The 25,062-nt window shown below is 40.4% G+C and carries 21 protein-coding genes; 12 read left to right on the top strand and 9 right to left on the bottom strand.

Annotated elements, in window-relative coordinates; all coding sequences use genetic code 11:
• Nucleotide 1: 1 nt before the first annotated feature.
• From F3G91_RS00405 to F3G91_RS00440, 9 genes are all read left to right on the top strand, one after another.
• Nucleotides 2-5,125: an alpha-2-macroglobulin family protein gene (locus F3G91_RS00405; protein WP_149700357.1), complete on the top strand. Its 5,124-nt coding sequence runs from the start codon at nucleotides 2-4 to the stop codon at nucleotides 5,123-5,125.
• Nucleotides 5,126-5,244: 119 nt separating this feature from the next.
• Complete coding sequence (locus F3G91_RS00410; RefSeq protein WP_149700358.1) at nucleotides 5,245-7,866, top strand: valine--tRNA ligase; 2,622 nt, start codon at nucleotides 5,245-5,247, stop codon at nucleotides 7,864-7,866.
• 22 nt (nucleotides 7,867-7,888) lie between these two features.
• On the top strand, nucleotides 7,889-8,017 hold the full coding sequence (locus F3G91_RS10560; protein WP_262974797.1) for a hypothetical protein: 129 nt from the start codon (nucleotides 7,889-7,891) through the stop codon (nucleotides 8,015-8,017).
• Nucleotides 8,014-9,000, top strand: a complete 987-nt coding sequence (locus F3G91_RS00415; protein WP_149700359.1) for a diaminopimelate dehydrogenase — start codon at nucleotides 8,014-8,016, stop codon at nucleotides 8,998-9,000. The genes F3G91_RS10560 and F3G91_RS00415 overlap by 4 nt, the downstream gene beginning before the upstream one ends.
• Nucleotides 9,001-9,030: 30 nt before the next feature.
• A complete protein-coding gene (locus tag F3G91_RS00420; protein ID WP_103558060.1) occupies nucleotides 9,031-9,987 on the top strand; it encodes a methionine ABC transporter ATP-binding protein in 957 nt (318 codons plus the stop codon).
• On the top strand, nucleotides 9,987-10,661 hold the full coding sequence (locus F3G91_RS00425) for a methionine ABC transporter permease (RefSeq protein WP_021086223.1): 675 nt from the start codon (nucleotides 9,987-9,989) through the stop codon (nucleotides 10,659-10,661). The genes F3G91_RS00420 and F3G91_RS00425 overlap by 1 nt, the downstream gene beginning before the upstream one ends.
• A gap of 258 nt (nucleotides 10,662-10,919) precedes the next feature.
• The gene (locus tag F3G91_RS00430; RefSeq protein ID WP_149700360.1) at nucleotides 10,920-11,702 is read left to right on the top strand and encodes a MetQ/NlpA family ABC transporter substrate-binding protein; all 783 of its coding nucleotides are present in this window, start codon (nucleotides 10,920-10,922) and stop codon (nucleotides 11,700-11,702) included.
• Between the two features lie 71 nt (nucleotides 11,703-11,773).
• Nucleotides 11,774-12,553: a MetQ/NlpA family ABC transporter substrate-binding protein gene (locus tag F3G91_RS00435; protein ID WP_021092364.1), complete on the top strand. Its 780-nt coding sequence runs from the start codon at nucleotides 11,774-11,776 to the stop codon at nucleotides 12,551-12,553.
• 157 nt (nucleotides 12,554-12,710) lie between these two features.
• On the top strand, nucleotides 12,711-13,301 hold the full coding sequence (locus F3G91_RS00440; RefSeq protein ID WP_149700361.1) for a DedA family protein: 591 nt from the start codon (nucleotides 12,711-12,713) through the stop codon (nucleotides 13,299-13,301).
• 69 nt (nucleotides 13,302-13,370) lie between these two features.
• Here the strand turns inward: F3G91_RS00440 and murI are convergent, their stop codons facing one another.
• Nucleotides 13,371-14,159 carry a glutamate racemase gene (gene murI, locus F3G91_RS00445; protein WP_149700362.1) on the bottom strand — a complete coding sequence of 263 codons (789 nt, stop codon included), beginning with the start codon at nucleotides 14,157-14,159 and terminating at the stop codon, nucleotides 13,371-13,373.
• Nucleotides 14,160-14,250: 91 nt separating this feature from the next.
• Here murI and F3G91_RS00450 point away from each other — a divergent pair, with 91 nt between their 5' ends.
• Nucleotides 14,251-15,411 carry an FtsW/RodA/SpoVE family cell cycle protein gene (locus F3G91_RS00450; RefSeq protein ID WP_009293817.1) on the top strand — a complete coding sequence of 387 codons (1,161 nt, stop codon included), beginning with the start codon at nucleotides 14,251-14,253 and terminating at the stop codon, nucleotides 15,409-15,411.
• Nucleotides 15,408-16,430: an undecaprenyldiphospho-muramoylpentapeptide beta-N-acetylglucosaminyltransferase gene (gene murG, locus F3G91_RS00455; RefSeq protein ID WP_149700363.1), complete on the top strand. Its 1,023-nt coding sequence runs from the start codon at nucleotides 15,408-15,410 to the stop codon at nucleotides 16,428-16,430. The genes F3G91_RS00450 and murG overlap by 4 nt, the downstream gene beginning before the upstream one ends.
• On the opposite strand, the gene F3G91_RS00460 is transcribed toward murG, so the two are convergent.
• Complete coding sequence (locus tag F3G91_RS00460; RefSeq protein ID WP_149700364.1) at nucleotides 16,422-17,156, bottom strand: imidazole glycerol phosphate synthase; 735 nt, start codon at nucleotides 17,154-17,156, stop codon at nucleotides 16,422-16,424. The genes murG and F3G91_RS00460 overlap by 9 nt on opposite strands.
• Before the next feature lie 125 nt (nucleotides 17,157-17,281).
• Here F3G91_RS00460 and F3G91_RS00465 point away from each other — a divergent pair, with 125 nt between their 5' ends.
• Nucleotides 17,282-18,049: a hypothetical protein gene (locus tag F3G91_RS00465; RefSeq protein WP_149700365.1), complete on the top strand. Its 768-nt coding sequence runs from the start codon at nucleotides 17,282-17,284 to the stop codon at nucleotides 18,047-18,049.
• Here F3G91_RS00465 and F3G91_RS00470 read toward each other — a convergent pair whose 3' ends face one another.
• The 7 genes from F3G91_RS00470 to F3G91_RS00500 form a co-directional block, all read right to left on the bottom strand.
• Nucleotides 18,050-19,300, bottom strand: coding sequence for an RNA polymerase factor sigma-54 (locus tag F3G91_RS00470; protein ID WP_223227821.1), 1,251 nt, complete (start codon nucleotides 19,298-19,300; stop codon nucleotides 18,050-18,052).
• A 3-nt stretch (nucleotides 19,301-19,303) separates the two neighbouring features.
• Nucleotides 19,304-20,032 (bottom strand): LPS export ABC transporter ATP-binding protein, encoded by a 729-nt coding sequence (gene lptB / locus F3G91_RS00475; RefSeq protein ID WP_149700367.1) that lies wholly within the window; start codon nucleotides 20,030-20,032, stop codon nucleotides 19,304-19,306.
• Entirely contained in the window at nucleotides 20,025-20,423 is a 399-nt protein-coding gene (gene tsaE, locus F3G91_RS00480; protein WP_149700368.1) for a tRNA (adenosine(37)-N6)-threonylcarbamoyltransferase complex ATPase subunit type 1 TsaE, read from the bottom strand. The genes lptB and tsaE overlap by 8 nt, the downstream gene beginning before the upstream one ends.
• On the bottom strand, nucleotides 20,423-20,668 hold the full coding sequence (locus F3G91_RS00485) for an RNA-binding S4 domain-containing protein (protein WP_002940508.1): 246 nt from the start codon (nucleotides 20,666-20,668) through the stop codon (nucleotides 20,423-20,425). Before F3G91_RS00485 ends, tsaE begins: the two co-directional genes overlap by 1 nt.
• Nucleotides 20,669-20,701: 33 nt before the next feature.
• Nucleotides 20,702-21,529, bottom strand: coding sequence for an alpha/beta hydrolase (locus tag F3G91_RS00490; protein WP_149700369.1), 828 nt, complete (start codon nucleotides 21,527-21,529; stop codon nucleotides 20,702-20,704).
• Entirely contained in the window at nucleotides 21,523-23,622 is a 2,100-nt protein-coding gene (locus F3G91_RS00495) for a TonB-dependent receptor domain-containing protein (protein WP_223227793.1), read from the bottom strand. The genes F3G91_RS00490 and F3G91_RS00495 overlap by 7 nt, the downstream gene beginning before the upstream one ends.
• Before the next feature lie 182 nt (nucleotides 23,623-23,804).
• Nucleotides 23,805-25,061 (bottom strand): methyl-accepting chemotaxis protein, encoded by a 1,257-nt coding sequence (locus F3G91_RS00500; protein WP_009293850.1) that lies wholly within the window; start codon nucleotides 25,059-25,061, stop codon nucleotides 23,805-23,807.
• Nucleotide 25,062 lies beyond the last annotated feature (1 nt).

Raw genomic sequence — 25,062 nt, forward strand, 5'->3', positions numbered from 1 at the left:
AATGCAGCAAAAAGCGCTACTTCTAGCACTTTTAGGAGCAGTAAATTTATATGCTTTAAGTCTAAATGGCAATGTCGAGGTGAAGTCGCCTTTAAGCGTGGAATTTGGGCTAGAAGATGATGTTAGCAAAAATCTCATAGGCACGCTAAGCGAGAAAAAGCTTATCTCGTGCGAGCCAGCACTAAGTGGCACGGTGAAATTTAACGCTCAAAGCTTTACGCTTTTTACAAAAGATATGCACGCAGGTGCTGAATACATCTGTAAGTTAGAAAATGGCAGCAGCGCTAGCTTTGAGACGAAAGAATTTGCGCTTGAGAAGATAGAAAAGCTCACTGATAGCAAATTTATCCTTAAATTTAATGACGAAGTTAGCGAAGAGCTTGTGAAAAAAATAGCCGTAAAAAGCGCAAGCTTTAACGCCTTGCAGCTCTCTCAAAACAGCTTTGAGCTTGATCTTGATAAAAATATAAGCGAGCCTATTTTTGAGTTTGGAGAAAATTTTGAGAGTAAATTTGGCGCTAAACTAGCAGGCGATGGCGTGGTGAAATTTAGTGAGCAAGCAAGCGATGAGAGCGTAAATATAAATGCCGAAGCTAAAAGCTTTGAGATAGCTAAAATCTATCCAACAAGCCTTGATAACGGCATCTTAGCATTTAGAATTTATCTAAAAGAGTGGCTAAGCGATGATAATAATCTAAAGAAATTTATAAAGATAAAAGGCGTAAAAAGCTTTAGCATAAGCGACGTGGCATATAAAAGTGACGATGAAAATGGCGCGCCAAATTCTGAGCTTGAGGGGTATGATTATTACATTGATATCACAAGCGATGAGTTTAAACCGCAAAATAGCTACGAGATCACGATAAAGCCAGGCTTTGGAGACGATAGAAATGTCGTAAAGGAGGCTAAAACCTATGAGGTGGTCGCTAGCAACTTCACTCCATTTGCAAATTTCACAAATGAAGAGCCTTATATCTCAAGTGTTGGAGAGATCGGCATTAGAAGTGCAAATTTACCTGAGCTAAATGTGAGCGTTGAAAAGTTAAGCGATCAAAATTTTAGATACTTTTTAAATTTCAACGACAATAGTGAAGATTTAAGCAATTTTAGCTCAAAAGTAGCAAGCAAAAGCTACAAGCTAGAAGGTGCATTAAACGAAATTTCACTAAATAAGATCAAGCTTGACTTTACAGGAGCAGGAGACGGAGTTTATAAGATAAGCTTAAACTACGGCAAAGATAAGAGCGTCGCAAAGGTCGTCTATCTAAGCGACATCGCCATAAATGCAAAGCTTGGCAAGGATGAAATTTTCGTCTTTGCAAACCGCCTTGGCGAAAACACAATGCTGCCAAACGCAAATGTAAAAATTTATGGCAAAAGAAACGAAGAGATCGCAGTTGGCGCGACAAATGACGTTGGCGTCTTTAAATTTAACAAAAAAGATATCTACAAAGAGATCTCATCAGTCGTCGTCTCACTTAGCAAAGAGCAAAATTTCCTCATCATAAAAGATGGCGAAGCTCTAAATGAGGCAAAGCTTATCAGTCAAAATCCAAGCGAGAGCATCGATGCTTACACGCATTTTGCCTCAAATATCATAAGACCAAACGAGAGCTTAAAAGGGGCTATCTATCTAAGAGATAGAGACTTTAACCCGCTTAAAAATATGCCAGTTAAGATCAAATTTATCGATCCACAAGGCAAAAGTAGCGCCCAGATCACGCAAAATACAAATGATGTTGGCATGATAAATTTTGAAAAAGAAATTTTAAGCGATCTAAGCGGTAGATTTAACATGCAGATAATCTACGCTAGCAAGGTGATAGCAAGCGTGCCATTTTATGTCGAGAGCTTCGTGCCAAACAAGATAAAAAATGACATAGCCATAGACGCGGATAAATTCTTTTCAAATGAGCTAGTAAAGGTAAATTTGACAAGTAGCTATCTCTTTGGCGGAGCAGCTAGCGACCTAGCTGGCAGCATGCAGGTTAGCTTCTTTGATGATGAGTATAAAAATAGCGAATTTAAAGAGTATAAATTTAAAAACGACACCCTAAAAGCGGCTGCTTATCCAAGCATAGAAAATGATCTAACTCTTTCAAAAGATGGCAAATCAAGCCAAATGATAGATCTTAGCTTTAACACTAAAAACGCACCTTCTATCATAAAAGGCGTCATAAATTTCAACGTAAATGACGATGGAAAAAATGTAAGTGACGCAAAAAGCTTTACGCTCTATCCTTATAAAGATATGGTTGGCATCGCTGCTAGCACGGCATTTGCTGATCCAAACGAAGATGTAAAGATAAGAACAGTCGTCGTTGATATGCCAAGCCAAAAGGCAGTGAAGTCAAATTTAAAATTTGATATAAAACGTGTCTCATGGCAGTATCAAAGGGACGCAAACGGCTATATAAAATGGATCCAAACACTTGAAGATGTGGATAGCTTTTATAAAAATAGTGGCGAGTTTAGCTATAAATTTACGCAAAGTGGCTCATACGTCATCACTGCTACAAATTTAGTAAGTGGTGCGAGCACGAGCCTTGATATGGACGTGAGCGGCTACAACTACTCAACCCTAGCCCCTACAAAAGAGCTTAGCAAGTCTCAGATAAAACTAAACAAAAGCGTCTATAAAAAAGGCGACGAGCTAAGCGCAGACATAAGCTCAGCCATAAAAGAAGGCATCGCACTTGTCACGCTTGAAGATGCAGGTGTCAAAGCCTATAAGGTCGTCAAGATCAAAAACAACTCAGCAAACGTTAAATTTAAACTTGACTTTGACTTTAGTGGTCTTTATGTGAGTGCAAATATCTACCGCATGACTGACGCTGGGCTAACTCCGTTTAGAACCTACGGCAAGGTCTATGCAAACGGCGATAAATCTTCAAGAAAGATAGAGCTTAGCTTAGAAGCGCCAAAAAGTGCAAAGAGCGATGAAAATATCAAAATTTCACTAAAAACAAAGCCAAAAGCTTATGTAAATTTATTTATTACAGATGTTGGCGTGCTTGATATCACATCGCAAAAGCCAGCCGATCCGCTTAAGTTTTTTGACAAAATTTTACCTGATGGCGTCTTTGACTACGACATTTATAATATGCTCACAAACTACAAGGTCGAGGGCAAAACGCTAAGCTTTGGTGGTGACATGGCGGCGATGGCAGTGGCTGCAAAAATGGCAAAGCATGCAAGCCCAGTTGATAGCAAAAATGTAAAAACTTATGCAAATTTAGTGAGCCTTCAAGCGGACGACAAAGGCGAAATTTCATACGAATTTAAAACACCAAATGGCTTTAACGGCGCCATTAGAGTAGATGCTGTGGCAAATGACGCAACTGAAATGAACGCCGTAAATAGCGAGATAAAAGTAAAAGATGATGTGATTATTAAGCCAAGCGCTTTAGTTTATCTTTTAAAAGGCGATGAATTAAGCGCAAATTTAAGGCTTATAAATACAACAAATACGGACAAAAACCTTACTATAAACATCGTAACAAGCAAAAATTTAAACATCAAAACGCAAGAAAAAGCCAACCTAAAGCCGCTTGAAAACAAGGCGTTTGTGCTTAAAATTTCAGCCCTTGAAACAGGTGCTGGCGAATACAATATAACAATAAGCGACAAAAATAGCTCAAAAACGCTTCAAAATTTACTTGACGTCGTTAGCCCTTATACGATCAGCACCTACGCAAAGAGCAGCGTCTTTGACAAAGAGAGTAAAATTTCACTCCCAAAAGGCTATCACGATGTGAGTGTTGATGCGTCAAGCTCGGTCTCAAGCGTGCTTTTAGCAGCTTCAAAGAATTTAGTAGAGTATCCTTACGGATGCGCAGAGCAAAGGAGCTCAAGACTGCTTGCGCTTTTAAATTTAAAACCAAAAAATGAGCTTGAAAAAGGGGATCAAAAGAGATTTATCGTTAGCGGCATAGATGAGCTAGTTAAGATGCAAAAACCAGATGGTAGCTTTGGCTACTGGAGCGATCTAGGCGAGACAAATGCATTTGCAAGCATCTTTGCAACTGATGTTCTACTTGATCTTAGCGAGGCTGGATATGAGGTAAGCAAAGGCGTCAAACAAAATGCGCTAAACTCTCTCTTAAAATACGCAAACAACGATCTTGAGGCACTTTACGCCCTTTATGTAAGCTCACGTGCAAATATGGCTGATAGGTCAATCTTAAATAAAATTTACGACGATAAAGCCTACAATAAAACAGCACTAAGTAAATACCTAATGGCAGCAGCTCTAAAGCTAAACGGCCTAAATGACGAGTCAAAGGTTGCGCTAAAAGATATCAAAAATGTTAAAACAAGCGAGGAAAATGCATCTGATTTTAGCTCAAAAGTAAGAGATAACGCCTTTATCTTATACTTGCACGCAAAATACTTTGAGAAAAACGACTACTCAGACGACCTTGCAAATTTCTTGATAGTAAATTTAAATGAGCTAAGCTCAACGCAAGAGCGTGCATTTACGCTAAGAGCACTAAATGCCTACTTTGGCAAAGATAGCGGCGAGAAAAATAACAAATTTAAGCTTAGCTATAACGGCGAAAGTAAAGAATTTGATGGTCTTTTAAGCACGTCATTTACTACAAAAAATGGCGAATTTAGCATCACTCCACTAGGCTCAAATAAGCTTTATGCGACTATCTTAAGCTACGCTTACTTGCCGCTTGATATTAAGCATAAGATCGAGCCAAAAGAGCTTGATATCTACCGCGTTTTTGTCGATGAAAAAGGCAAAGAGCTGGGTCTTGACAGCCTAAAAGTAAATGACGTCATCTATTCAAAAGTGGTGATAAACTCAAAAACAATGGTTAAAAATGGCGTTATAAACGAGATCGTAAGTAGTTGCTTTGAGCCGATAAATGAAAATTTAAGCAACTTTAGCAAGAGCTTAAAAAACAGCTTGCAAGTTGAGTATAAAAGCATAAAAGATGACCGCGTGTTAAGCTTTTACACGCTAAGTGGCGACGAAAAAGACGCCGTGCTTTACACACCTTATCGCGTAAGACTTGGTGGTAAATGCTCACTTGGTGCAGTCACAACTGAAAATATGTACAACGAAAGACAAAATGACTACGACCTAGCCGTGAGAAGCTTTAACGTCAAATAGTCATCTAAACTTCGGGGCGTTTAACCGCCCCAAGCCCATATTTCCCCACTTTTGCAAAGATTTTTTTAAACAAATTTTAGATAACATTAAGCATTTTTTAAACGAAAGAGGATACAAAAGTGGCAGAATTTTACAATGCAAAAGAGATAGAAGATAAATTTTATAAAATTTGGGAAGAACGCGGATATTTCGAGATAGACGCAAACAAAGATATCCAAAAAGATGGACGTAAATTTTGCATTATGATGCCACCTCCAAACGTGACTGGCTCGCTTCACATCGGACACGCCCTAACCTTCACACTTCAAGATATCATGACTCGCTATAAAAGAATGGACGGCTACAAGACACTTTGGCAGCCAGGCCTCGACCACGCTGGTATCGCCACTCAAAACGTCGTTGAAAAGCAGCTTTTGGCTCAAGGGATCAAAAAAGAAGAGCTTGGACGTGAGAAATTTGTAGAAAAAGTGTGGGAGTGGAAAGAAAAAAGCGGCGGCATGATAGTTCATCAGATGCGAAAACTTGGCATCACTCCAGCTTGGTCACGCCAGAGATTTACCATGGATGAGGGCTTAAGAAAAGCTGTGAAAAAAGCCTTTGTAAATTTATATGACAAAGGGCTAATAGTCCAGAAAAACTACATGATAAACTGGTGTACGCACGATGGCGCACTCTCTGACATCGAGGTCGAGCACAAAGAAAATAAAGGCAAGCTTTATCATTTGAGATACTACTTCGCAGACAAGCCAAGCGAATTTGTTGTTGTGGCTACAACCCGTCCAGAGACCTACTTTGGTGATACGGCGGTAATGGTAAATCCAAACGACGAGCGCTATAAAAATTTAATCGGTAAAAAGGTGGTGCTACCTATCATAAATAGAGAGATCGAGATCATCGCAGACGAGCACGTCGATATGGAGTTTGGAACAGGTCTTGTTAAGGTCACACCTGCGCACGATCAAAACGACTACGAGGTTGGCAAAAAGCACGACCTTGAGTTTATCACTGTCTTTGACGAAAAGGGCATCTTAAACGACAAGTGTGATAAATTCGCAGGTCTTGAGAGGCTTGAGGCTAGAGATATCGTAGTAGCCGAGCTTGAAAAACTTGGCAATGTTGAAAAGATAGAAGACTACGAAAATCAAGTAGGTTACTGCTACCGCTGCAAAAACGTCGTCGAGCCATACATCTCAAAGCAGTGGTTTGTCAAAAAAGAGATCGCAGACGAAGCGATACAAAAGGTCTCAGAGGGCCTTGCTAAATTTTACCCGCCACACTGGATAAACAGCTTTAACGCGTGGATGAGAGAGCTAAGAGACTGGTGTATCTCACGCCAGCTTTGGTGGGGACATCAAATTCCAGTATTTTACTGCGACGAATGCGGTTATATGTGGGCTGACGAGGGAGAGCCATGCGAGTGCAAAAAATGTAAAAGTAAAAACATCCACCAAGACCCAGACGTGCTAGATACGTGGTTTAGCTCTGGTCTTTGGCCATTTAGCACACTTGGCTGGGGCAATGAAAATGAGCTAAAAAATGAAAAATGGTTTGAAGGCGATTTGGCTGAGTTTTATCCAAACAACCTTCTCATTACTGGCTTTGATATTTTGTTTTTCTGGGTTGCTAGGATGATGTTTCAGGGTGAAAATTCCCTTGGCAAGCTGCCATTTGACGACATCTACCTACACGCGCTTGTAAAAGATGAGTTTGGCAGAAAGATGAGTAAAAGCCTTGGCAATGTCATCGACCCGCTTGATAGCATAAATGAGTATAGTGCTGATATCTTGCGCTTTACGCTAACTCTTCTAGCCGTTCAAGGACGTGATATCAAGCTAAGTGACGCCAAGATGAAGCAGGTAAGAAATTTCACCAACAAGCTTTATAATGCGAGCAAATACCTCATGTTAAATGAGAGCAAATTTCCAAATTTAGAGGATATCAAGCTTGAAACAAAGCTTGGAATTTATATGAACAGCCGCTTCAACGAGTGCGTGAGAGAGGTGCGCGAAAACATCGACGCCTACCGCTTCAATGACGCTGCAAACACACTTTATAAATTCCTTTGGGATGAGTTTTGCGACTGGGGCATTGAGCTAAGCAAGGCTGATAAAGCGAGTGTAAAAGAGCTTGGAAGTATATTTAAAGAGGCGATGAAACTGCTAAATCCTTTCATGCCGTTTCTCTCAGAGTATCTATTTCAAGAGCTTAGCGGCACACAACTTGAAAATGCAAAATCAATAATGGTAATGAGCTATCCAGAGGTAAAAGAGCGAAATTTAGAGGTCGAGAAGAAATTTGAGCTAGTTATCGAAGCGATCGTCGCTATTCGCCGTGCAAAAGCTACTATCGATCTTGGCAACTCAAAGATCGCAAAAGCCTTTGTTAAATTTAATGAAAAAATAGACCTTGACGAGGTAAAAGAGTATATCAAACTGCTTGCAAAATGCGAAGAGATCGGCTTTGTAGATGAAAAAATAGAAAACTCAATAAGAGACGTGAGCGAAAATTTAGAGGCATTTGTCCCGCTTGAAGGGCTTGATATGAGTGGTATCATCACAAGGCTAAGGTCTCAAAAGACAAAGCTTGAAAAAGAGATAGCCAAACTCTCAGGCATGCTAAATAACCAAAATTTCGTGGCAAATGCGCCAAAAGATGTGATAGAGACAAACAAAGAGGCTTTGCAGAACGCTGAGGCTAAATTTAAAAAAGTATGCGAAGAGCTTGAGGCTCTTGGCGAGTAGGTTTTGCGGCAAAAGTTGAAGGGTGGCGTTTCTTTGGCAGTTTGTTGTTGTCACGCTACCTTGGGTGCTAATGTATTGTCTAACTAAAATGAAATTTATCGCCCTGCACTATCTTGCATGTAAATTTAAGAATTTAAAGGATCAAAAATGAGTGAAAAAATAAAAATAGCAGTTTTAGGATATGGAAATTTAGGTCGCGGCGTTGAGCTTGCGGCGCGAAATAGCAAGGATTTAGAGATTACGGCGGTTTTTAGCCGAAGAGATCCAAGCGAAGTAAAAACGTGTGGTGCGCCAGTTTTTAGCGTGGATGAAATTTTATCGCACAAGGGCAAATTTGACGTTTTAGTCCTTTGTGGCGGTAGCGCAACTGACCTTCCAACGCAAACGCCAGAATTTGCAAAAGAGTTTAATGTCGTCGATAGCTTTGACACACACGCAAAAATCCCAGAGCACTTTGCTGCAGTGGATGCTGCTGCTAAAAAAGGTGGCAATGTAGGTGTCATCGCTGTTGGCTGGGACCCGGGGCTATTTTCGCTAAATAGATTATTTGGCGAGAGCGTGCTTGAAAATGGCAGCAGTTACACATTTTGGGGCAAAGGCGTTAGCCAAGGCCACTCAGACGCCATACGCAGGATAAAAGGCGTAGTAGACGCTCGTCAATACACAGTGCCCATAGATAGCGCCTTGGAGCGAGTTCGCGCTGGGGAAAATCCAAATTTAACCACAAGGGAAAAACACCTGCGTGATTGCTACGTAGTGGCGCAGGACGGCGCTGATAAGGTACGTATAGAGCATGAGATAAAAACGATGCCAAACTACTTTGCTGACTACGACACGAGCGTGCATTTTATCGACCTTGAGACGCTTAAAAAAGAGCATGGCAGTATCCCACATGGGGGATTTGTGCTACGAAGCGGAGTGAGCGGAGAGCATGGCGAGAACAAACACTTGATCGAGTTTTCGCTAAAACTTGACTCAAATCCAGAATTTACAGCAAGCGTGCTAGTAGCCTATGCCAGAGCAGCATATCGCTTGGCACAAAGTGGTGAGAGTGGCGCATTTAGTGTATTTGATATAGCCCCAGCACTTCTTTCGCCAAAGAGCGCTGATGAGCTAAGGCGAGAAATTTTATAAATTTAGGCAGTTAAAAATAAGGAAAATTTAGTGATAAAAATAGAAAATTTAACCAAATTTTATGGCGGCACGCAGATCCTTTTTGATGTAAATTTAGAGGTTGCAAAGGGCGAAATTTTTGCTATCGTGGGACACAGTGGTGCTGGCAAATCAACGCTTTTAAGGTGCATAAACGGACTTGAAAGCTATCAAGGCGGTAGCTTAAAAGTCTTTGATCAAGAGATAAAAAATTTAGATGAGACGCAGCAAAGACATTTGAGGCGAGATGTTGGGATGATATTTCAGCATTTTGCTTTGATGGCTAGAAAAAATGTCTTTGAAAACGTCGCTACTCCGCTTAAATTTTGGGGTTACAAAAGCGATGAGACCGAAAAAAGAGTGAGAGAGCTTTTAAATTTAGTCGGTCTTGAAAGCAAGGCAAAGAGCTATCCAAGCGAGCTAAGCGGCGGCCAAAAACAGCGTGTCGCCATCGCTAGAGCGCTTGCTTTAAATCCTAAAATTTTACTAAGTGACGAGGCGACTTCGGCTCTTGATCCAAACACGACAAATCAAATTTTAGAGCTGCTTGAAAAGATAAACAAAGAGCTAGACATCAGCGTCGTCATCGTCACGCACGAGATGGAGGTAGTAAAATCGATCGCAAAACGCGCGATTTTGCTAGAAGGCGGCAAAATCATAGGCTCTGGAAGCATTGAAGAGCTATTTTTAAAGCCAGATGAGAAGATGAAAGAGTTTTTGGGTGAAGTTGAAATTTTGCCAAGCACTGGCACAAATATCAGGCTATTTTTCCCAAAAGAAGTGGCTCAAAACAGCGTGATCACACACATGGCAAGAAGCCTAAATATCGACTTCAACATAGTCTGGGGCAAGCTTGAAAAGCTAAACGACAACGTCCTTGGCTCGCTTGTCATAAATATAGATGAAAAAGATAAAGAAAACGTGCTTAACTATATCAAGCAAAGTGGCGTTTTGTGGGAGGTTGCTTGATGTTTGGTATTGACTTTTCTAAATTTCCAGATGTTTTTTCTAGGATACTTTTGCCAGCTATCGGCGAGACGCTATATATGAGCATAGTCTCTACCCTGCTCGCCTTTGCCATAGGCCTCATACCTGCGGTTTTGCTCATCCTTTCAGACAAAGACGGACTAAAGCCAAACAAGCAGCTTTATTTTGTGCTTGATATCGTTATAAACGTGCTTAGAAGTTTTCCCTTTATCATTCTCATTATCGTGCTCTTTCCGGTCACAAAAATGATCGTAGGCACAAGTATCGGCACCACAGCTGCGATCGTTCCGCTAACTATCGGAGCGGCTCCGTTTGTGGCAAGGCTCATTGAAAATGCTCTAAAAGAGGTTGATAAAGGTATCATCGAAGCTGCTCAAAGCTTTGGTAGCTCTAAATTTCAGATCATCTTTCGCGTTATGTTTGTAGAGGCACTTCCTGGTATCATCTCGGCATTTACGCTAACGCTTATCGTAAATATCGGCTTTTCAGCGATGGCTGGTGCTGTTGGCGGTGGCGGACTAGGATCTGTTGCTATAAACTATGGCTACCAGAGATTTCGCCCAGATATCATGCTCTACACCGTGGTTATTCTTATCATTATGGTTCAAATTTTCCAAGTTTTGGGCAACTATCTCTATAAAATTTCAAAAAAATAAGGCCACATTTTTTATCTGATTTTAAGCTTTTTTCCTTAAAATTGCCAAATTAATTTTAGCTGAAAGGACAAAAGATGAAATCAGATATGTGCCAGATGTGCCGCCTACTAAAAAACGCGTCGTCGAAAGACTAATCTCTAAGCACAGAATTTCTTTTTAAGTGCTTAGAAATAGCTTAAGCGCTTAAAAAGAAATTTAACCTTCTAGCTTAAATTTATCCTTTTTTGGTGCTTGGCAAATTTTAAAAAAGGATAATAAATGAAAAAACTACTTCTCACCTCTTTAGTTGCCCTAGGCCTTAGCGTTAGCGCAAATGCAGCTGACAAGTCAAAAACAATAATCGTCGGTGCTACACCTATCCCACATGCTGAAATTTTAGAGGTTGTAAAGCCTATTTTGGCAAAAGATGGCTACACACTTGAGATCAAAGAATTTAACGACTACACCACGCCAAACCTTGCGACAGAGGACGGCGACCTTGACGCAAATTTCTTTCAGCACATCCCATATCTTGAAGAATTTAACAAAAACAAAGGCACTCACCTTGTAAAAACAGTTGGCGTACACCTCGAGCCAATGGGAGTTTATTCTAAAAAGATCAAAGACATAAAAGAGCTAAAAGATGGCGCAGTTGTTTCTATCCCAAATGACCCAACAAACGAGAGCCGCGCACTTGACATCATAGCTAGCGCTGGACTTATCAAGCTAAACAACAACCCACTAAAAACTCCGCTTGATATAGTTGATAACCCTAAAAAACTTACATTTGAAGAGATCGAGACTGCTCAAGTGCCAAGAACGCTTGATGACGTTACTATCGCAGTTATCAACACAAACTACGCGCTAAATGCAAATCTCAATCCAACAAAAGACGCGCTTGTGATCGAGAGCAAAGATAGCCCATACGTAAACTACGTAGTTGTTAAAGCTGGCAACGAGAACAGCCCTAAAATAAAGGCTCTTGATAAAGCGATCAACTCACCAGAAGTTAAGAAATTTATCGAGACAAAATATAACGGCGCTATCATCCCAGCGTTTTAATTAAATTTATAAAAAGCGACGTAAAAGCTTTTACCTTTTTAGCGTCGCTTCAAATCAAAAAAGGAAAAACAATGAAATTTATCAAACTTTTAACCGCATCTTTAGTTGCTCTAAGCCTTCACGCAGCCGACAAGGACCACACTATCACTGTTGGAGTCTCACCAGTACCACACGCTGAAATTTTAGAATTTGTAAAACCAAAGCTAAAAGATAAGGGCTATGATCTTGTTATCTCTGAAATTTCAGACTATTCGATACCAAATGTCGCCACAGAAGATGGCAGCTTAGACGCAAATTTCTTTCAGCATTTGCCATATCTTGAGGAGCAAAACAAGGCTAGAGGCCTGCATCTTGTAAGCGTTGCAAGCGTGCACGTAGAGCCACTTGGCTTTTACTCTAAAAAGATAAAAAACATAAAAGATCTAAAAGATGGCGCAAAAGTAGCGATCGCTTACGATCCGTCAAATGGCAATAGAGCGCTTAGAATTTTAGAAAAAGCTGGTCTTATCGAGATCGATAAAAACGTAAAAGTTGCAACTGTAAATGACATAACTAAAAATCCTAAGAATTTGCAGTTTGTCGAGCTAGAAGGCGCTCAGATCCCAAGAACGCTTGATGATGTCGATATCGCTGCTATTAGCACAAATTTCGTCCTTGATCTTGGCATGAGCGTGGCAAAAGACGCACTTTTGCTTGAAGACGCCAACAGCCCATACGCCAACATCATCGTCACAAGAGCTGGCAACGAGAACAATCCTAAGATCAAAGCATTAGTTGATGCGGTGCTTAGCCCTGATACTAAAAATTTCATCATCACTCGCTACAAAGGCGAGGTCATACCTGCATTTTAAAAACGGGGCGAGCTTTCGCCCTACTTTTACCTTTAAATTTAAACCTTATAGCTTTTTGTTTTAACTATCTTTTTTAAAATTTATCGCTTTTGTTAGTTACTATTAGTAAATAAAGCTTTGCTACAATGCCTCACTTAAGATAAATTTCGGAGTAAAAATGCTACATGACATTATTGATTTTATCGTATCAAGCGTGAGTAGCTGGGGCTATGCTGGCATATTTGTGATGATGTTTTTAGAGAGCTCATTTTTTCCATTTCCAAGCGAAGTGGCGATGATACCAGCTGGATATCTAGCTCACAAAGGCGAGATGAACTTAGCGCTTGCTTTTATCTCAGGCACGCTTGGTAGCCTTCTTGGAGCCATTTTTAACTACTATCTTTGCTACTTTTTTGGACGCGAGATCGTCTTAAAATACGGCAAATTTGTAGGTATCACTCACGAAAAGATGGATAAATTTGAAGCATTTTTTAATAAACACGGCGAAATTTCAACATTTAACTCACGCCTAATCCCTGGAATTCGCCAGTATATCAGCCTGCCAGCTGGGCTTGCTAAGATGAACATTTTTAGATTTTGCCTATTTACCACACTTGGCGCTGGGATTTGGTGCGCGGTTTTGCTTGGAGTTGGCTACTTTCTAGGCACAAATCCTGACAAACAGACACTTCTAGCGATTACGATCGCTCTTTTGGCGATGGTTGCGATAATAAGTGCTATCTATATATTGAAGCAAAGAAAGAGATAATACATATAAAAATACATAAAATTTAGTGTATTTTGCTAAATTTGGCTCAAATTTCTAGCTAAAATTAGCCTAACTAATCGCTCTCATTTTTTCTAATCTAGCTAAATTTCTTAAAATTTTCTCTAGCTCGTTTTGCTCGCAAACCTCCTCACCAGAGTAGAAAAATTTTACATTTGGAGTTAAATTTACATTTGAAATTTTAAGTCCAAGCTCGCTTATAAGGCGCTTTATAGTCCCTTCGTTGCCGTCTATTATGCTTACATTTGGGGGCAAAATTTCTCTTAAGCTATCTTTAAAATAGTTAAAATGCGTGCAGCCAAGCACCAAAAAGTCAAATTTACTTAGATCAAATTTAACTAGCTCTTCTTTTAGATATGACTTCACGTTTTCACTCTCAAACTCAGCCTTTTCAGCAAAATTTACAAGGCGAGGCAAAGCAAGTAGTTCGGTTTTATCTTTTGCGTTTAAATTTGTGATTAGCTCTTTTAGTTTTGCGCCATTTACGGTGACTGGAGTGGCTATGACAAGCGTTTTTAAAGCATCATCATGGCTTAGATCGTGAGCCTTTTTTACAGCTGGCTCCATGCCGATGATCGGCACACTTAAATTTACTCTAAGCTCTTTTATCGCCACGCTTGTTGCAGTGTTGCACGCGACCACGACGGCGTTTGCGCCATTTTTAACAAGAAATTTCACCGCATCAAAGCTAAATTTTAAGATCTCATCCCTGCTCTTTTGTCCGTATGGGACATTTTTCACGTCTGCGTAATATAAAAATTCATGCTCACTAAGCTTGCTTAAAGCTTCGTTTAAGACGCTAAGTCCGCCAAGCCCCGAGTCAAATATACCTATCCTCATGCCCATCCTTAAAGCCTGCAATTATAGCAAATAATATCTTTGTAAGCCGTTTTTTATTATACTTTGGCTCATTTTAAAGTTGGAGCTAAATTTGGCAGTTGATAAGGTTATTTTCTATCTTTGCGCGACTTTGATCGCCATAAGTATCATTTTTTCACTATCCTTGCCAGTTTTTACAGTTTTATTTTTTAACTACGACGAATTTCACTTTTTTATCCGCCAGTTTGCAGTCGGTTGTATAGGAATTTTTCTCATGTGGTGGCTCTCTAGGCTAAATCCCGATAAAGCGCTCGTTTGGATAGGCTTTGGGCTGCTTATCTCGTGCGGTATCGCTATGGGGCTCATGCACGCCTTGCCAGCTTCGATGGTTACTGACTCTGGAGGTGCTAGACGCTGGATCAGACTGCCTGGCTTCTCACTTGCGCCAGTTGAGTTTTTCAAAGTCGGTTTTGTCTATTTTTTGGCGTGGAGTTTTACTAGAAAATTTAGCGACGGCAAGAGGACTTTGATGGCTGAGCTAAAGATACTTTTGCCTTATATCATTCTTTTTGGTATCGCTATCTTTCTTATCGCCGTTATGCAAAACGACCTTGGTCAGGTTGTAGTTTTGGCACTTACCTTTGTGACGATGGCGCTTTTTGCAGGGGCTAGCGTTAGGCTATTTGGTATCGGTATCTTGGGCGCTGCCTTTGTCATGACAGTGGCGATCGTTAGCTCTGAGCACAGAATTTTACGTATAAAGTCATGGTGGGGCACGATACAAAACATGGTTCTCTCTTTCTTGCCAGATAGCGTGGCAAACGTGCTTAGAGTGGCAGACGCACCAGAGCCATATCAAATTTCTCACTCACTAAATGCAATTAAACACGGCGAGTTTTTTGGCGAAGGGCTTGGAGCTGGGATCTTTAAGCTTGGCTTTTTAAGCGAGGTGCATACAGACTTCGTGCTAGCTGGCATAGCTGAAGAGGTCGGTGTTTTTGGCATTTTATGCATCACAGCGATCTTTATCACGCTACTTTATAGGATATTTAGAATTTCAGCTAGGAGCGAAAACAAGGTCTATCACCTATTCTCACTTGGTATCGGTCTTATCTTGTCGTTTTCATTTTTGATGAATAGCTACGGCATCACATCGATCACGCCGATAAAAGGTATAGCTGTGCCATTTTTAAGCTATGGCGGTAGCTCCGTACTTGCTATATGCATCGGCATCGGCATGGTCTTGATGGTTAGTAAAAAGGCGAAACTATGATAGTTATTTGTGGTGGCGGCACTGGTGGGCATTTGGCGATCGCTAGAAGCTTTTGTGAGGAGTTAAATAGACGAGGTATAAAGCCTATTTTTATCGGCTCAACTAGCGGTCAGGATAAATTTTGGTTTGAAAATGATGATAAATTTGCACAAAAATTCTTCTTACCAAGCAGTGGTGTCGTAAATAAAAGAGGTCTTGCCAAGCTAAAATCACTAACAAACATCATAAGTCTAGCTCTAAAGTGCAGGCAAATTTTTAAAGAAAATGGCGTTAAAGCAGTCATCAGCGTGGGAGGCTACTCAGCAGCGCCAGCAGCGATAGCGGCCATCATCTCAAAAACATCACTTTTCATCCATGAGCAAAATGCCGTAACTGGCAAGCTAAATAAAATTTTAAAGCCATATGCAAAAGGCTTTTTTAGCTCTTATGATGAGCTCTCGCCATGCCCTTACCCAGTGGCAAATAAATTTTTTGAAAGCCAAAGAGTTAGAAGCGAGCTAAAAACGATACTATTTTTAGGTGGCTCACAAGGCGCAAAAGCGATAAACGAGCTAGCTATAAATTTAGCCCCATATCTTAAAGAAAAAGGGATAAAGATCATTCATCAATGCGGCAAAAACGCCCTTGATGAGCTTAAAAAAAGATATGATGAGCTTGGCTTTAGCGAGGCAAATTTAGAAATTTTTGACTTTAGCAAAGAGATAGAAAAGAAGATGAGCGAGGCTGATCTTGCCATATCACGAGCTGGAGCTAGCTCACTTTGGGAGCTTTGCGCAAACGCCCTGCCATCTATCTTTGTGCCATTTCCTTATGCTGCTGGCAATCACCAGTTTTATAACGCTAAATTTCTAAAAGATAAAGGCATAGCTGAAATTTGTCTGCAAAATGGCGAAAATTTAGACAAAGACGAAGTCATAAAAATGATCGAGAGCTTTGATCTAAGCAAAAGCAGCAAAGCTCTAAAAGATATCCTTTTGCCAAATGGGGCAAAAGAGATAGTGGATAAAATTTTAGGCTAGGTCCTCGCCTATGGCGTAGGCTTTTAGCTCTCGTAGCTCGTAAATGAGGTAGTGATAGATAAGCTCGTTTGTCTTTAGGCTCTTGCCTGAAAGCACAGGTCTTATCATCTCAATGATCCTATCTGTGATGCCTGCGATCTCAACCAAAAGTAGCTCGTCACCCCTTTGTTTGGCAACCCTTATGCAGTTATAAAAAAATGTGTAGATAGTTTTAAAATTTTCCAAAACGACGTTTGAGACGATCTGAGAGTCGAGATGTAAAATTTTATTCATCCTATTTTGTAGTTCCATTAGCTCGGCAAGTAGCCCTCTTATCATCGTTGTATCGCCACTTCTTGAGAATATACTTTTCTTCTTTTGTTTGTTTTGTATCTGATATTCAGCAACCAAAACTTGCATGATGTTTGAGATATTTGCTAGGCTCTCTTGTAAATTTTGATTAGCCTTTAAGCTAACGCCGGCCTTTTCTATCTTGTAATATAAACTTTTGTTTGTTTGATCAAGGTATGAGCTAATGTTTTCGTAATAATCTTCAGTATTAAAGACATTTTTAAAAAAACTGCCCTCGTCTGTTGTGCTGTAAAGTCTTTTTTTGATCTCTTCGACATTTTTATTAAAAGTGAGCGCATCGATCTTTGTTTCAGGCTGGACAACGCCGTTATTTTCGATAACTTCCAAGTTTTTCTTAAGCGTGTTTATCAGCTTATCAATCTCATTAAAATCCATTTTGCCTCTTTGAAATTTTTGGCTATTTTACTATAAAAAACTGAAGTTTTCGCTTGCAAACGCTAAAAAGTAAATTTAGAAAATTTATCCCTTTTTGATTAAAATTGCGAAAAAAAGGAGCAAAAATGAATGGTGAAGTTTTTAATGCTTGCATTATCGTAGCCTCCATAAAGCAAGCCTTAATGTCAAATTTAGAGCTAAACTACAAAAGCGAAAAATATATAAAAAGCCTAGTTTTTGACTATGTCTTAGGTGATGAGCCAGAAAAAAGAGAGCAAGCTAGCATAAATGAGTGGTTTAAGCACGCCTTAAAGCTTGGACTAAGCGACGTGAGATACGCCACAAATTTGACGGTCTCTTCAGAGGAGCGCTCGCTACAAGGCTTTTCAAATGTAAGCCACAAGTCAATTCTTTGCATTTATAAAGATAAGATGAGCTACTTTGTGCCGCACTGGAGCTTTAAAGAAGATAAAAAGGGCTGGGATGTCTGGGAGATAGTCTATAAAGAATTTAGCCTAGATGGCATGCCAGAAATTCAAAAATTTAGCGATAACACTTTGGAGTTTAAAGATATCCTAACAAGGATCTCTAAATTTGCAGATGAGATAGAGTGTGAGAATTTTGGCGACTGCTTTAGAAAGGGGCTAAAAGCGCTAAACGAGCCAGAAAATATAGAGCAAAATGTCCTAAATGCGCCACTTATGCCAAAGCTAAATTTAGCCCTTTTTACTGCGGCAAGTGCGGCTGATGTCTTTGGTGGCATGGGCTCTTGGAACGACGACGCAGCAGGCTTAGCGCAGCATAAAAAACGAGGCAAAGAGTATGATGAGCTTAGCAGTGAGCTTTTTACGCAGATGCGCAAAGCCACACTTTTTGCCATAAATGAGTGGTAGTTAGCCGTTTATCTGATAGATCTTTTTTCGCTGGCTTGAGCTGCCGATGTTTAGGATTTTGCGGTATTTGGTGATAGTTCGGCGAACTATTTGGATGTTAAATTTAGCTTGGATTAGCTCTTGGATTTTGAGATCAGAAAGAGGCTTTTTATGATCTTCATTTTTGATAAGCTCTAGCAAAAATTCCTTTATCGCAGCGTTTGAAGTCTCCTCGTCAAAGCCAGTTGCGAAGAAATTTTTAAGTGCGACCGTGCCTCTTGTAGAGCTTAGATATTTGTTCGCGATCGCTCTTGAGATGGTTGAAGGGTTGCGTCCAAGCTCGTCAGCTAGGTCTTTTAGCTTCATAGGCTTTATGTCGCCGCCCAAAAAGTAGTCGTACTGATACTCAACTATCATGAGCCCTATCTTATAAAGTGTCGCCTTTCTCATCTCAAGGGCGTCAATTAGCTCGCTTGCCTCTTTTATGCGCGAGCTTACAAAGGCCTCTTTCTCGTCTAGTCCCTCGGTGTCGATAGAAATTTCAGGATAGTACTCGTCATTTATCTGCACGCTTATGCCACTACTTGTGCTTAGCACGAAGATATCAGGCACCGCCTCTTTTTCATCTTCAAGATACTCAATGGCTGGGGGGTTTTTAAATTTCTTTATGATCTTTAGCGCGTCGTCATAAAATTTAAGCTTTCTAAGCTTCTCTATATTTTCAAAATTTAAGATGATCTTTTTTGCGCACTCTATGATCTCATCACTCGCCTCTGCCTCGCCAAGCTGAAACAAAAAGCTCTCTTTAACATCCTTTGCGCCCACGCCACAGGGCTCAAGGTAGGCAAATCTTGCTCTAACTCGCTCCACCTCATTTTCATTAAAGCCCGCAAAAATTTCATCATCATAAGAAAAATATCCCTCATCATCTAAGCATTCAATGATCTTATATGCGATATCTTGGGACTTTTGCGTGGGGAAAAGTGGTGGATTTATCTGGCTAACGAGCTTTTCATAGAGGCTTTCTTTATAGATGCTTAAAGCCTCGATGTTCTCACTAACCGAGTTTTTGCTAACCTGCTCGAAAAAATTTCGCTTTTTTTCGTTTTTTTCTAAATTTTTGTGTTCGATCGTGGCAAATGGATTCTCTTTTATAAAAGGCTCAAGCGTCTCTTTTAGCTCATCAAGCCCGCTTTGAAGGATAGGAAGCCAGCTTCTTAGCGTTTGGTTTAGTTTGATCTTTGGCGCTAAAGTTTGCTTTTGCCTTAGCATCATCTACTCAAGTAGCTTAAATTCTTCGCCAAGATAGTGCGTTCTAACGAGCTTGTTGTTTGCCACTTCGCTCGCACTGCCACTTGCTAGTAGAGAGCCATCTTTGATGACGTAGGCTCTGTCGCAAATGGCTAGTGTCTCACGGACGTTGTGGTCGGTTATCAAAACGCCTATGCCTAGCTTTTTAAGGTCTCTAACGATGCTTTGGATGTCGCTAACTGCGATAGGATCAACGCCTGCAAATGGCTCATCAAGCAGCAAAAATTTTGGCTTTATGATGAGACTTCTAGCGATCTCACAGCGTCTACGCTCGCCGCCACTTAGACTAACGCCCTTTCTTAGGCGGATAGGCTCGATGTTTAGCATATTTAGCATCTCATTTACTCTTTTGGCGATATCTTCTTTGCTTTGATTTAGTATTTCAGCCCCAAGGAGTAAATTTTCTTCGACGCTTAGCTCTTTAAATATGCTTGACTCTTGCGGCAAATAGCCAATACCAAGGTGCGCTCTTTTGTGAAGCGGGACATTTGTGATCTTTTCGTCGTTTAAAAAAACATCTCCGCTAGTTGGCGAGATGAGCCCGCAGATCATATAAAAAGTGGTCGTCTTTCCAGCGCCATTTGGCCCAAGAAGCCCCACGACCTCGCCACTATTTACCTCTAAAGATATACCTTTTATGATCTCACTTTTTTTTATCGTCTTTTTTAGATATTTTACTTCTAGTTTATGCACTTATAACCTCGTATTTTCTGCCATTTTTGCTAGGAGAAATTTTTACTAACGTATAGCTCTCGCCGTTTTTCTTTAGAGCTTTTTCTAAATTTTCATCGCCCCACTCTACCAGATGAAGCCCCTCTTCAAATAAATTTTCAAAAAGGCCGTTTTTTGCCATCCCGTCAAATCCGATCTGATAAATGTCGTAGTGGTAGATATCTTTGCCGTAAATTTGCATCAAAGAAAATGTCGGCGACGTCACGCTCTCATCTATGCCGTGCGCTTTGATGATCGCCTTTACAAGCGTCGTTTTGCCACTTGCTAGATCGCCACTTAGTAGCACCACGCCACTTTTTGGCAGCACCCGCACAAGCTGGTCAAGCTCATTTTCTAAAAGCTCAAAAATCATCAAAGCTCTTTTACGTATTCGCTTTGAGCGCTTTTTGGTATGCTCTTTGTAGTTGGGATCGCTAGCACCTCATATCTCGCCTCACGAGCTAAAAATTTGATGGTGATAACATCGCCTATCTTTACGTCTTTTGCCGCTTTTGCCTGCACGCCGTTTATGCTCACAACGCCACTTTTACACATATCTTCGCTAACGGCACGCCTTTTGGTGATATTTACTACGTTTAAAAATTTATCTACTCTCATGTGGCGGATTTTAACAAAAATAGCCTTAAATTTTTAATCCTTTATATATTTTAAAAGCTCTTTTAAATTTAGAGGTATGACACTGCCGTGGGTTTCATTTTTAAAAAGTTCAAAGTGAGAATTTACCCCACTTTGCTTTAAAATCAAAGCCAAATCACTCGCTTTTAAAATGCCAGTTTTGTCTGTTTTGCCCTTTCTCTTTTCAAGCTCGCCAACGCTAAGAAAGACAAATTTGGCTTTTAATTTCTCTTTAAATTTACCCTCACTCACGTTTTGCTTTAAAATTTCAGACTCGCCCCACCAAAGAGATGGCGAAGCGATAAAGAAATTTGTAAAAATGCCCTCGTTTTTAAGCAAGGCATAAAGCGTAAAAAGCCCGCCAAAAGAGTGTCCATAAAGGCTTTTTTGACTACCCTGCACGTTAAATTTCTCATCAATTAACGGCACTAAATTTCTAGTTAAAAAGTGGTAAAACGTATCTGCGCCACCACCTTTGCTAAACTCCTCGCCCTCTGCCTTTGGCGTGAGATCTCTTGTGCGTTTTTCTACTTCGTAGCTTTTGTTTGTGTCATATCCTATGCCTATTATTAGTGGGGCAGTCGTGGCGTCAAATTCATTTAAGAGCATGTTAAACTGGGCGTTTGCGTCAAGCAAGAAAAGCACATTTTTAAACTCATTTTGCCCCTTTAGCTTGGCTGTGAAAATTTTATAAATTTCATCATTTGCGCTCATTTTAAAGGTTGAAATTTCAAATTTACTAGCAGCTTTTTGGCTAAGTGGCTCAGGCGTTTGTTGCGGAGCTGCTTGTAAAATTTGCGTCACACCAAGCGTAAAAAGCAAAAATTTAAAGGCTCTTACCATTTTGCAGCGACCTTAAACCAAAATCTCCTGCCCTCTTGCGGATACCAGTAGTAGTTGCCGTCGTCTGCTAGCGCCTCATCGTATCTTACTTTATCAAAGATATTGTAGGCATTTAGGCTAAGCGTTAGGTGCTTGTTTGCATCCCAACTGACGCCTGTATCGAAGGTGAGTAGGTCTTTTGTGTTCTCTCTTACGCTGTTGCCAGCACCAAAATTTACACTTGTTAGCTTGCTCTCGTAGTTTGCACCAAAAAATGTCTTGACGCTTTTTACAGGCTTATATGTAAGCGTGGCGTGAAATGTGTGCTCTGGCGTTGCTGTTAGGCTTTTACCATCAAGTCTGTTAAGCCCAGTTTGGCTAAATTTCATAGGGCCATTTGGCGTATTTATCGTTGGGTTGCCAGTTTTTATCTTTGACTTATTGTAGGTGTAGTTTGAGCTTAAATTTAGATTTGAAAGGATGTCGTAGTCGCCACTTAGCTCTACGCCCCAAACGGTCGCACCTTCTATGTTAAAGTAAGTTCCCCAACCAGGGCAAGTAACGTCTGGTGCATTTGTGCAAGTGCCAAAGGCTGGAATTCCATTTACTCTTTTACTGCCATCAGTGTCTAGGATCTTATCTTTAAATTCATTTCTAAAAAGCGTTACCGAGCCTCTAAAATCAGCTTGATTGTCATAATACGCCCCAACTTCATAGGTCGTGCTCTTTTCTGGCTTTAGGTCCTTGTTGCCAAAATCAACTATACTCCAAGCCTTTTGAATAGTGCCTACTTCTGGGGAAATTTGATTGACATTTGGCGTTTTATAGCCAGTCGCTACGCCGCCTTTTAAACTTAGCGTATCTGTGGCGTTATAGACTAAGTAGGCTCTTGGCGAGAGGTGGTTGCCAAAAAATTCGTTGTGCGTGAGCCTTGAGCCAAGCGTTAAAAACAGCTTCTCATCTAAAATTTGCCACTCATCTTCGATAAATCCCGCATGCTCGCTCATCGAGTAGGTCTTTGGATCTTTTAAGCCGTTTCTTGAAGCGTTTGAGACGATGAAGGTCGTGCCGACATTTTGCTTGCTAAAGTCATAGCCAAAAGTTAGAGTATGTGCGCCAAAAAAGGTTGTAAATTTTGAGTTAAAGTTGTGATTTTTAGCTTTTGCTGGTATAAATTTGTCAAAAAGGCTCGTTCTTTGCGTCTGGTCGTAAATGTAGCTAAGATCGGCATTTAGGCTATCAAATTCGCCAAGGTAGCCCACGCCGTAGCTCTTTTTCTCATAATCATAAGCGTTTAAAAGCTTATTTGTCTTTTTAGTGGCTGTTTTGCCGACGGTGCGTGAGTAGTCGTGTCTTTCGTTTGAGCCAAGGATGAAGAATTTATTGTGTTCATCTGGTGTGATCCAAAGTTTTGCGCTTAAATTTCTCTTATCGCTCTTTTGATAACCACCTTTGTAATTATCCTCATCTCTTAGCTTTTTATAGCCCCAAAGCTGAAGCGCAAAAAACTCTTTATAAAGAGGTAAATTTAGATAAAAGTCGCCCTGCCTACCGTCTCCTATGCCTTTGTGAGCGTTTATCGTGGTTGAGATGCCAACGTTGCCGCTAAATTTTGAAAAGTCCTTTTTGGTAATGATATTTATAACGCCTCCAACTGCGTCGCTGCCATAAAGCGAGCTCATAGGGCCACGGATGACCTCTATACGCTCGATCGCCTCGGCTGGTGGGATGAAATTTGAGTTCATATCCCCTGCTCCGCCCTTTGGATTTGCGCTGCTTGAATTTGCTCTTTTACCATCTATCAAAACTAGCGTTTGAGAGCTTTCCATACCGCGTATCGAGATACCACTGGCTGCCCCGTCCTCGCCGCCAACGACATTTACGCCTGGCACCTTTTGAGCGATAGAGTGAAGCGAAGTAAAGCTATCTTTTGTAAGCTCATCGCCACTTATCACACTGATGCTTGCAGGGGCTTCTTTGATCTGCTGCGAGAAGCCACTCGCACTTACTACGACGCCATCTAGCTTAGTTTCGTTGTTCTCTTTCTCTACTGCATAGAGAGAATTTGCCACACAAGCACTAAGGCAAATGGCGATAAATTTTGATCTACTCACGGATATCCTTTTGTTAAATTTAATCATTGATAATGAAAGCGAAACGCAAATTTAACAAAGCAAGCATAAAAACAATATTAATTATCATAATTTTAAATGATAATGTAGAAAAAATTTATAAAAATAAAATTTAAATCAATCTAAGAGGAGCTAGACCCAAAGCGAGTCTAGCAAATTTGAAGTTATTTTGAAGCGACCATTTCGTTGTATGAGTTAAATATCTCTCTGCTAAGATCTTCGAGCTTTCTAAACTCAGTGACAAAATGTTTTAAATTTTTCTCGTTATAGCCCTTGCCAGCTTCTGTCAAGATGGCTTTGATGTTTTTGTTAAATTCATCCACTAAATGGCGTGATTTCTCGTAGGTTTTAGTGTGGCTAAAGCTCTTTGCACACTCATTTTCATACCACGCTACAAGATCGTCTGCGTCTTTTGCTATATCGTCGCCGTAACCTTGCTCATTTACCGTATCTGAATAAACACCCACTTTATAGACGATGATAGCTATCTTTGCGATGATGCCAAAGGTCTTGTCTTCTACATATTTTGATCTTTGGGCTGTCTCTTTTGCATTTTGGTTAAAGCTAGCTAAAGTTTGTTTGAAATTTTCGACATTTGCTGTGGCGATCTTTGAAATTTCATCTATCTTTTTAGAATTTTCATCTATATCTTTGGCTTCTTGCTGAAGTGTTTGGATATTTACACCGATCTCATGTGTCGCTTTTTGGGTATTTTCAGCTAGCTTTCTAACCTCATCAGCGACAACTGCAAAGCCACGTCCATGCTCGCCTGCTCGTGCTGCCTCGATAGCTGCGTTTAGAGCTAGCAAATTTGTCTGCTCAGCTATATCTTTTATCAAATTTACAACCGAAGTGATGTCATCTGTTCTGCTATTTAGCGTGCTTATAGCGTGGCTTGAGCCCTCTATCAGCTCCTCAAGTGAACTCATATTTACGCTTAGCTCATTTATGCTTTGCGTCGTATCCTCAGCGATCCTAGCTGTATCTTGTGCCATGTGTGCCATTTGGCTTAGGTTTTTGATGCTCTCATTTAGATCGTTTCTAACATCTTCTATGCCGTCATTGCCATTGCCAAGTGTGTCGAGCTCTTTTGAAAGTAGGCCTCTTACTTTACTTTTGTGACTATCTTTTATACCAGTTACGCCGTTGCTCATAGAGATGGCATTTTGTTTAAATATACCGCGAAATCCCTCTGTAAAGATATTTCTATATGTTAGTCCGCTTTGAGCAGCGTCTATTGAGGTTGAAATTTCTCTTTGGAGCGCCTCAACTTGATCAAGCAAGTCATTTATACCAAGTGCTACTTCATAAAGAGGGTCATTTTCTTTTACATTTACTATCCTAGGCTCTAATATGCCGTTTCTAGCTGAGCCTACTACGCTTAAAATTTCATTTATAGAGTCAAGTTTTTTTCCAAACATC

It is taken from the genome of Campylobacter concisus (assembly GCF_902460715.1).
GTDB lineage: Bacteria > Campylobacterota > Campylobacteria > Campylobacterales > Campylobacteraceae > Campylobacter_A > Campylobacter_A concisus_AK.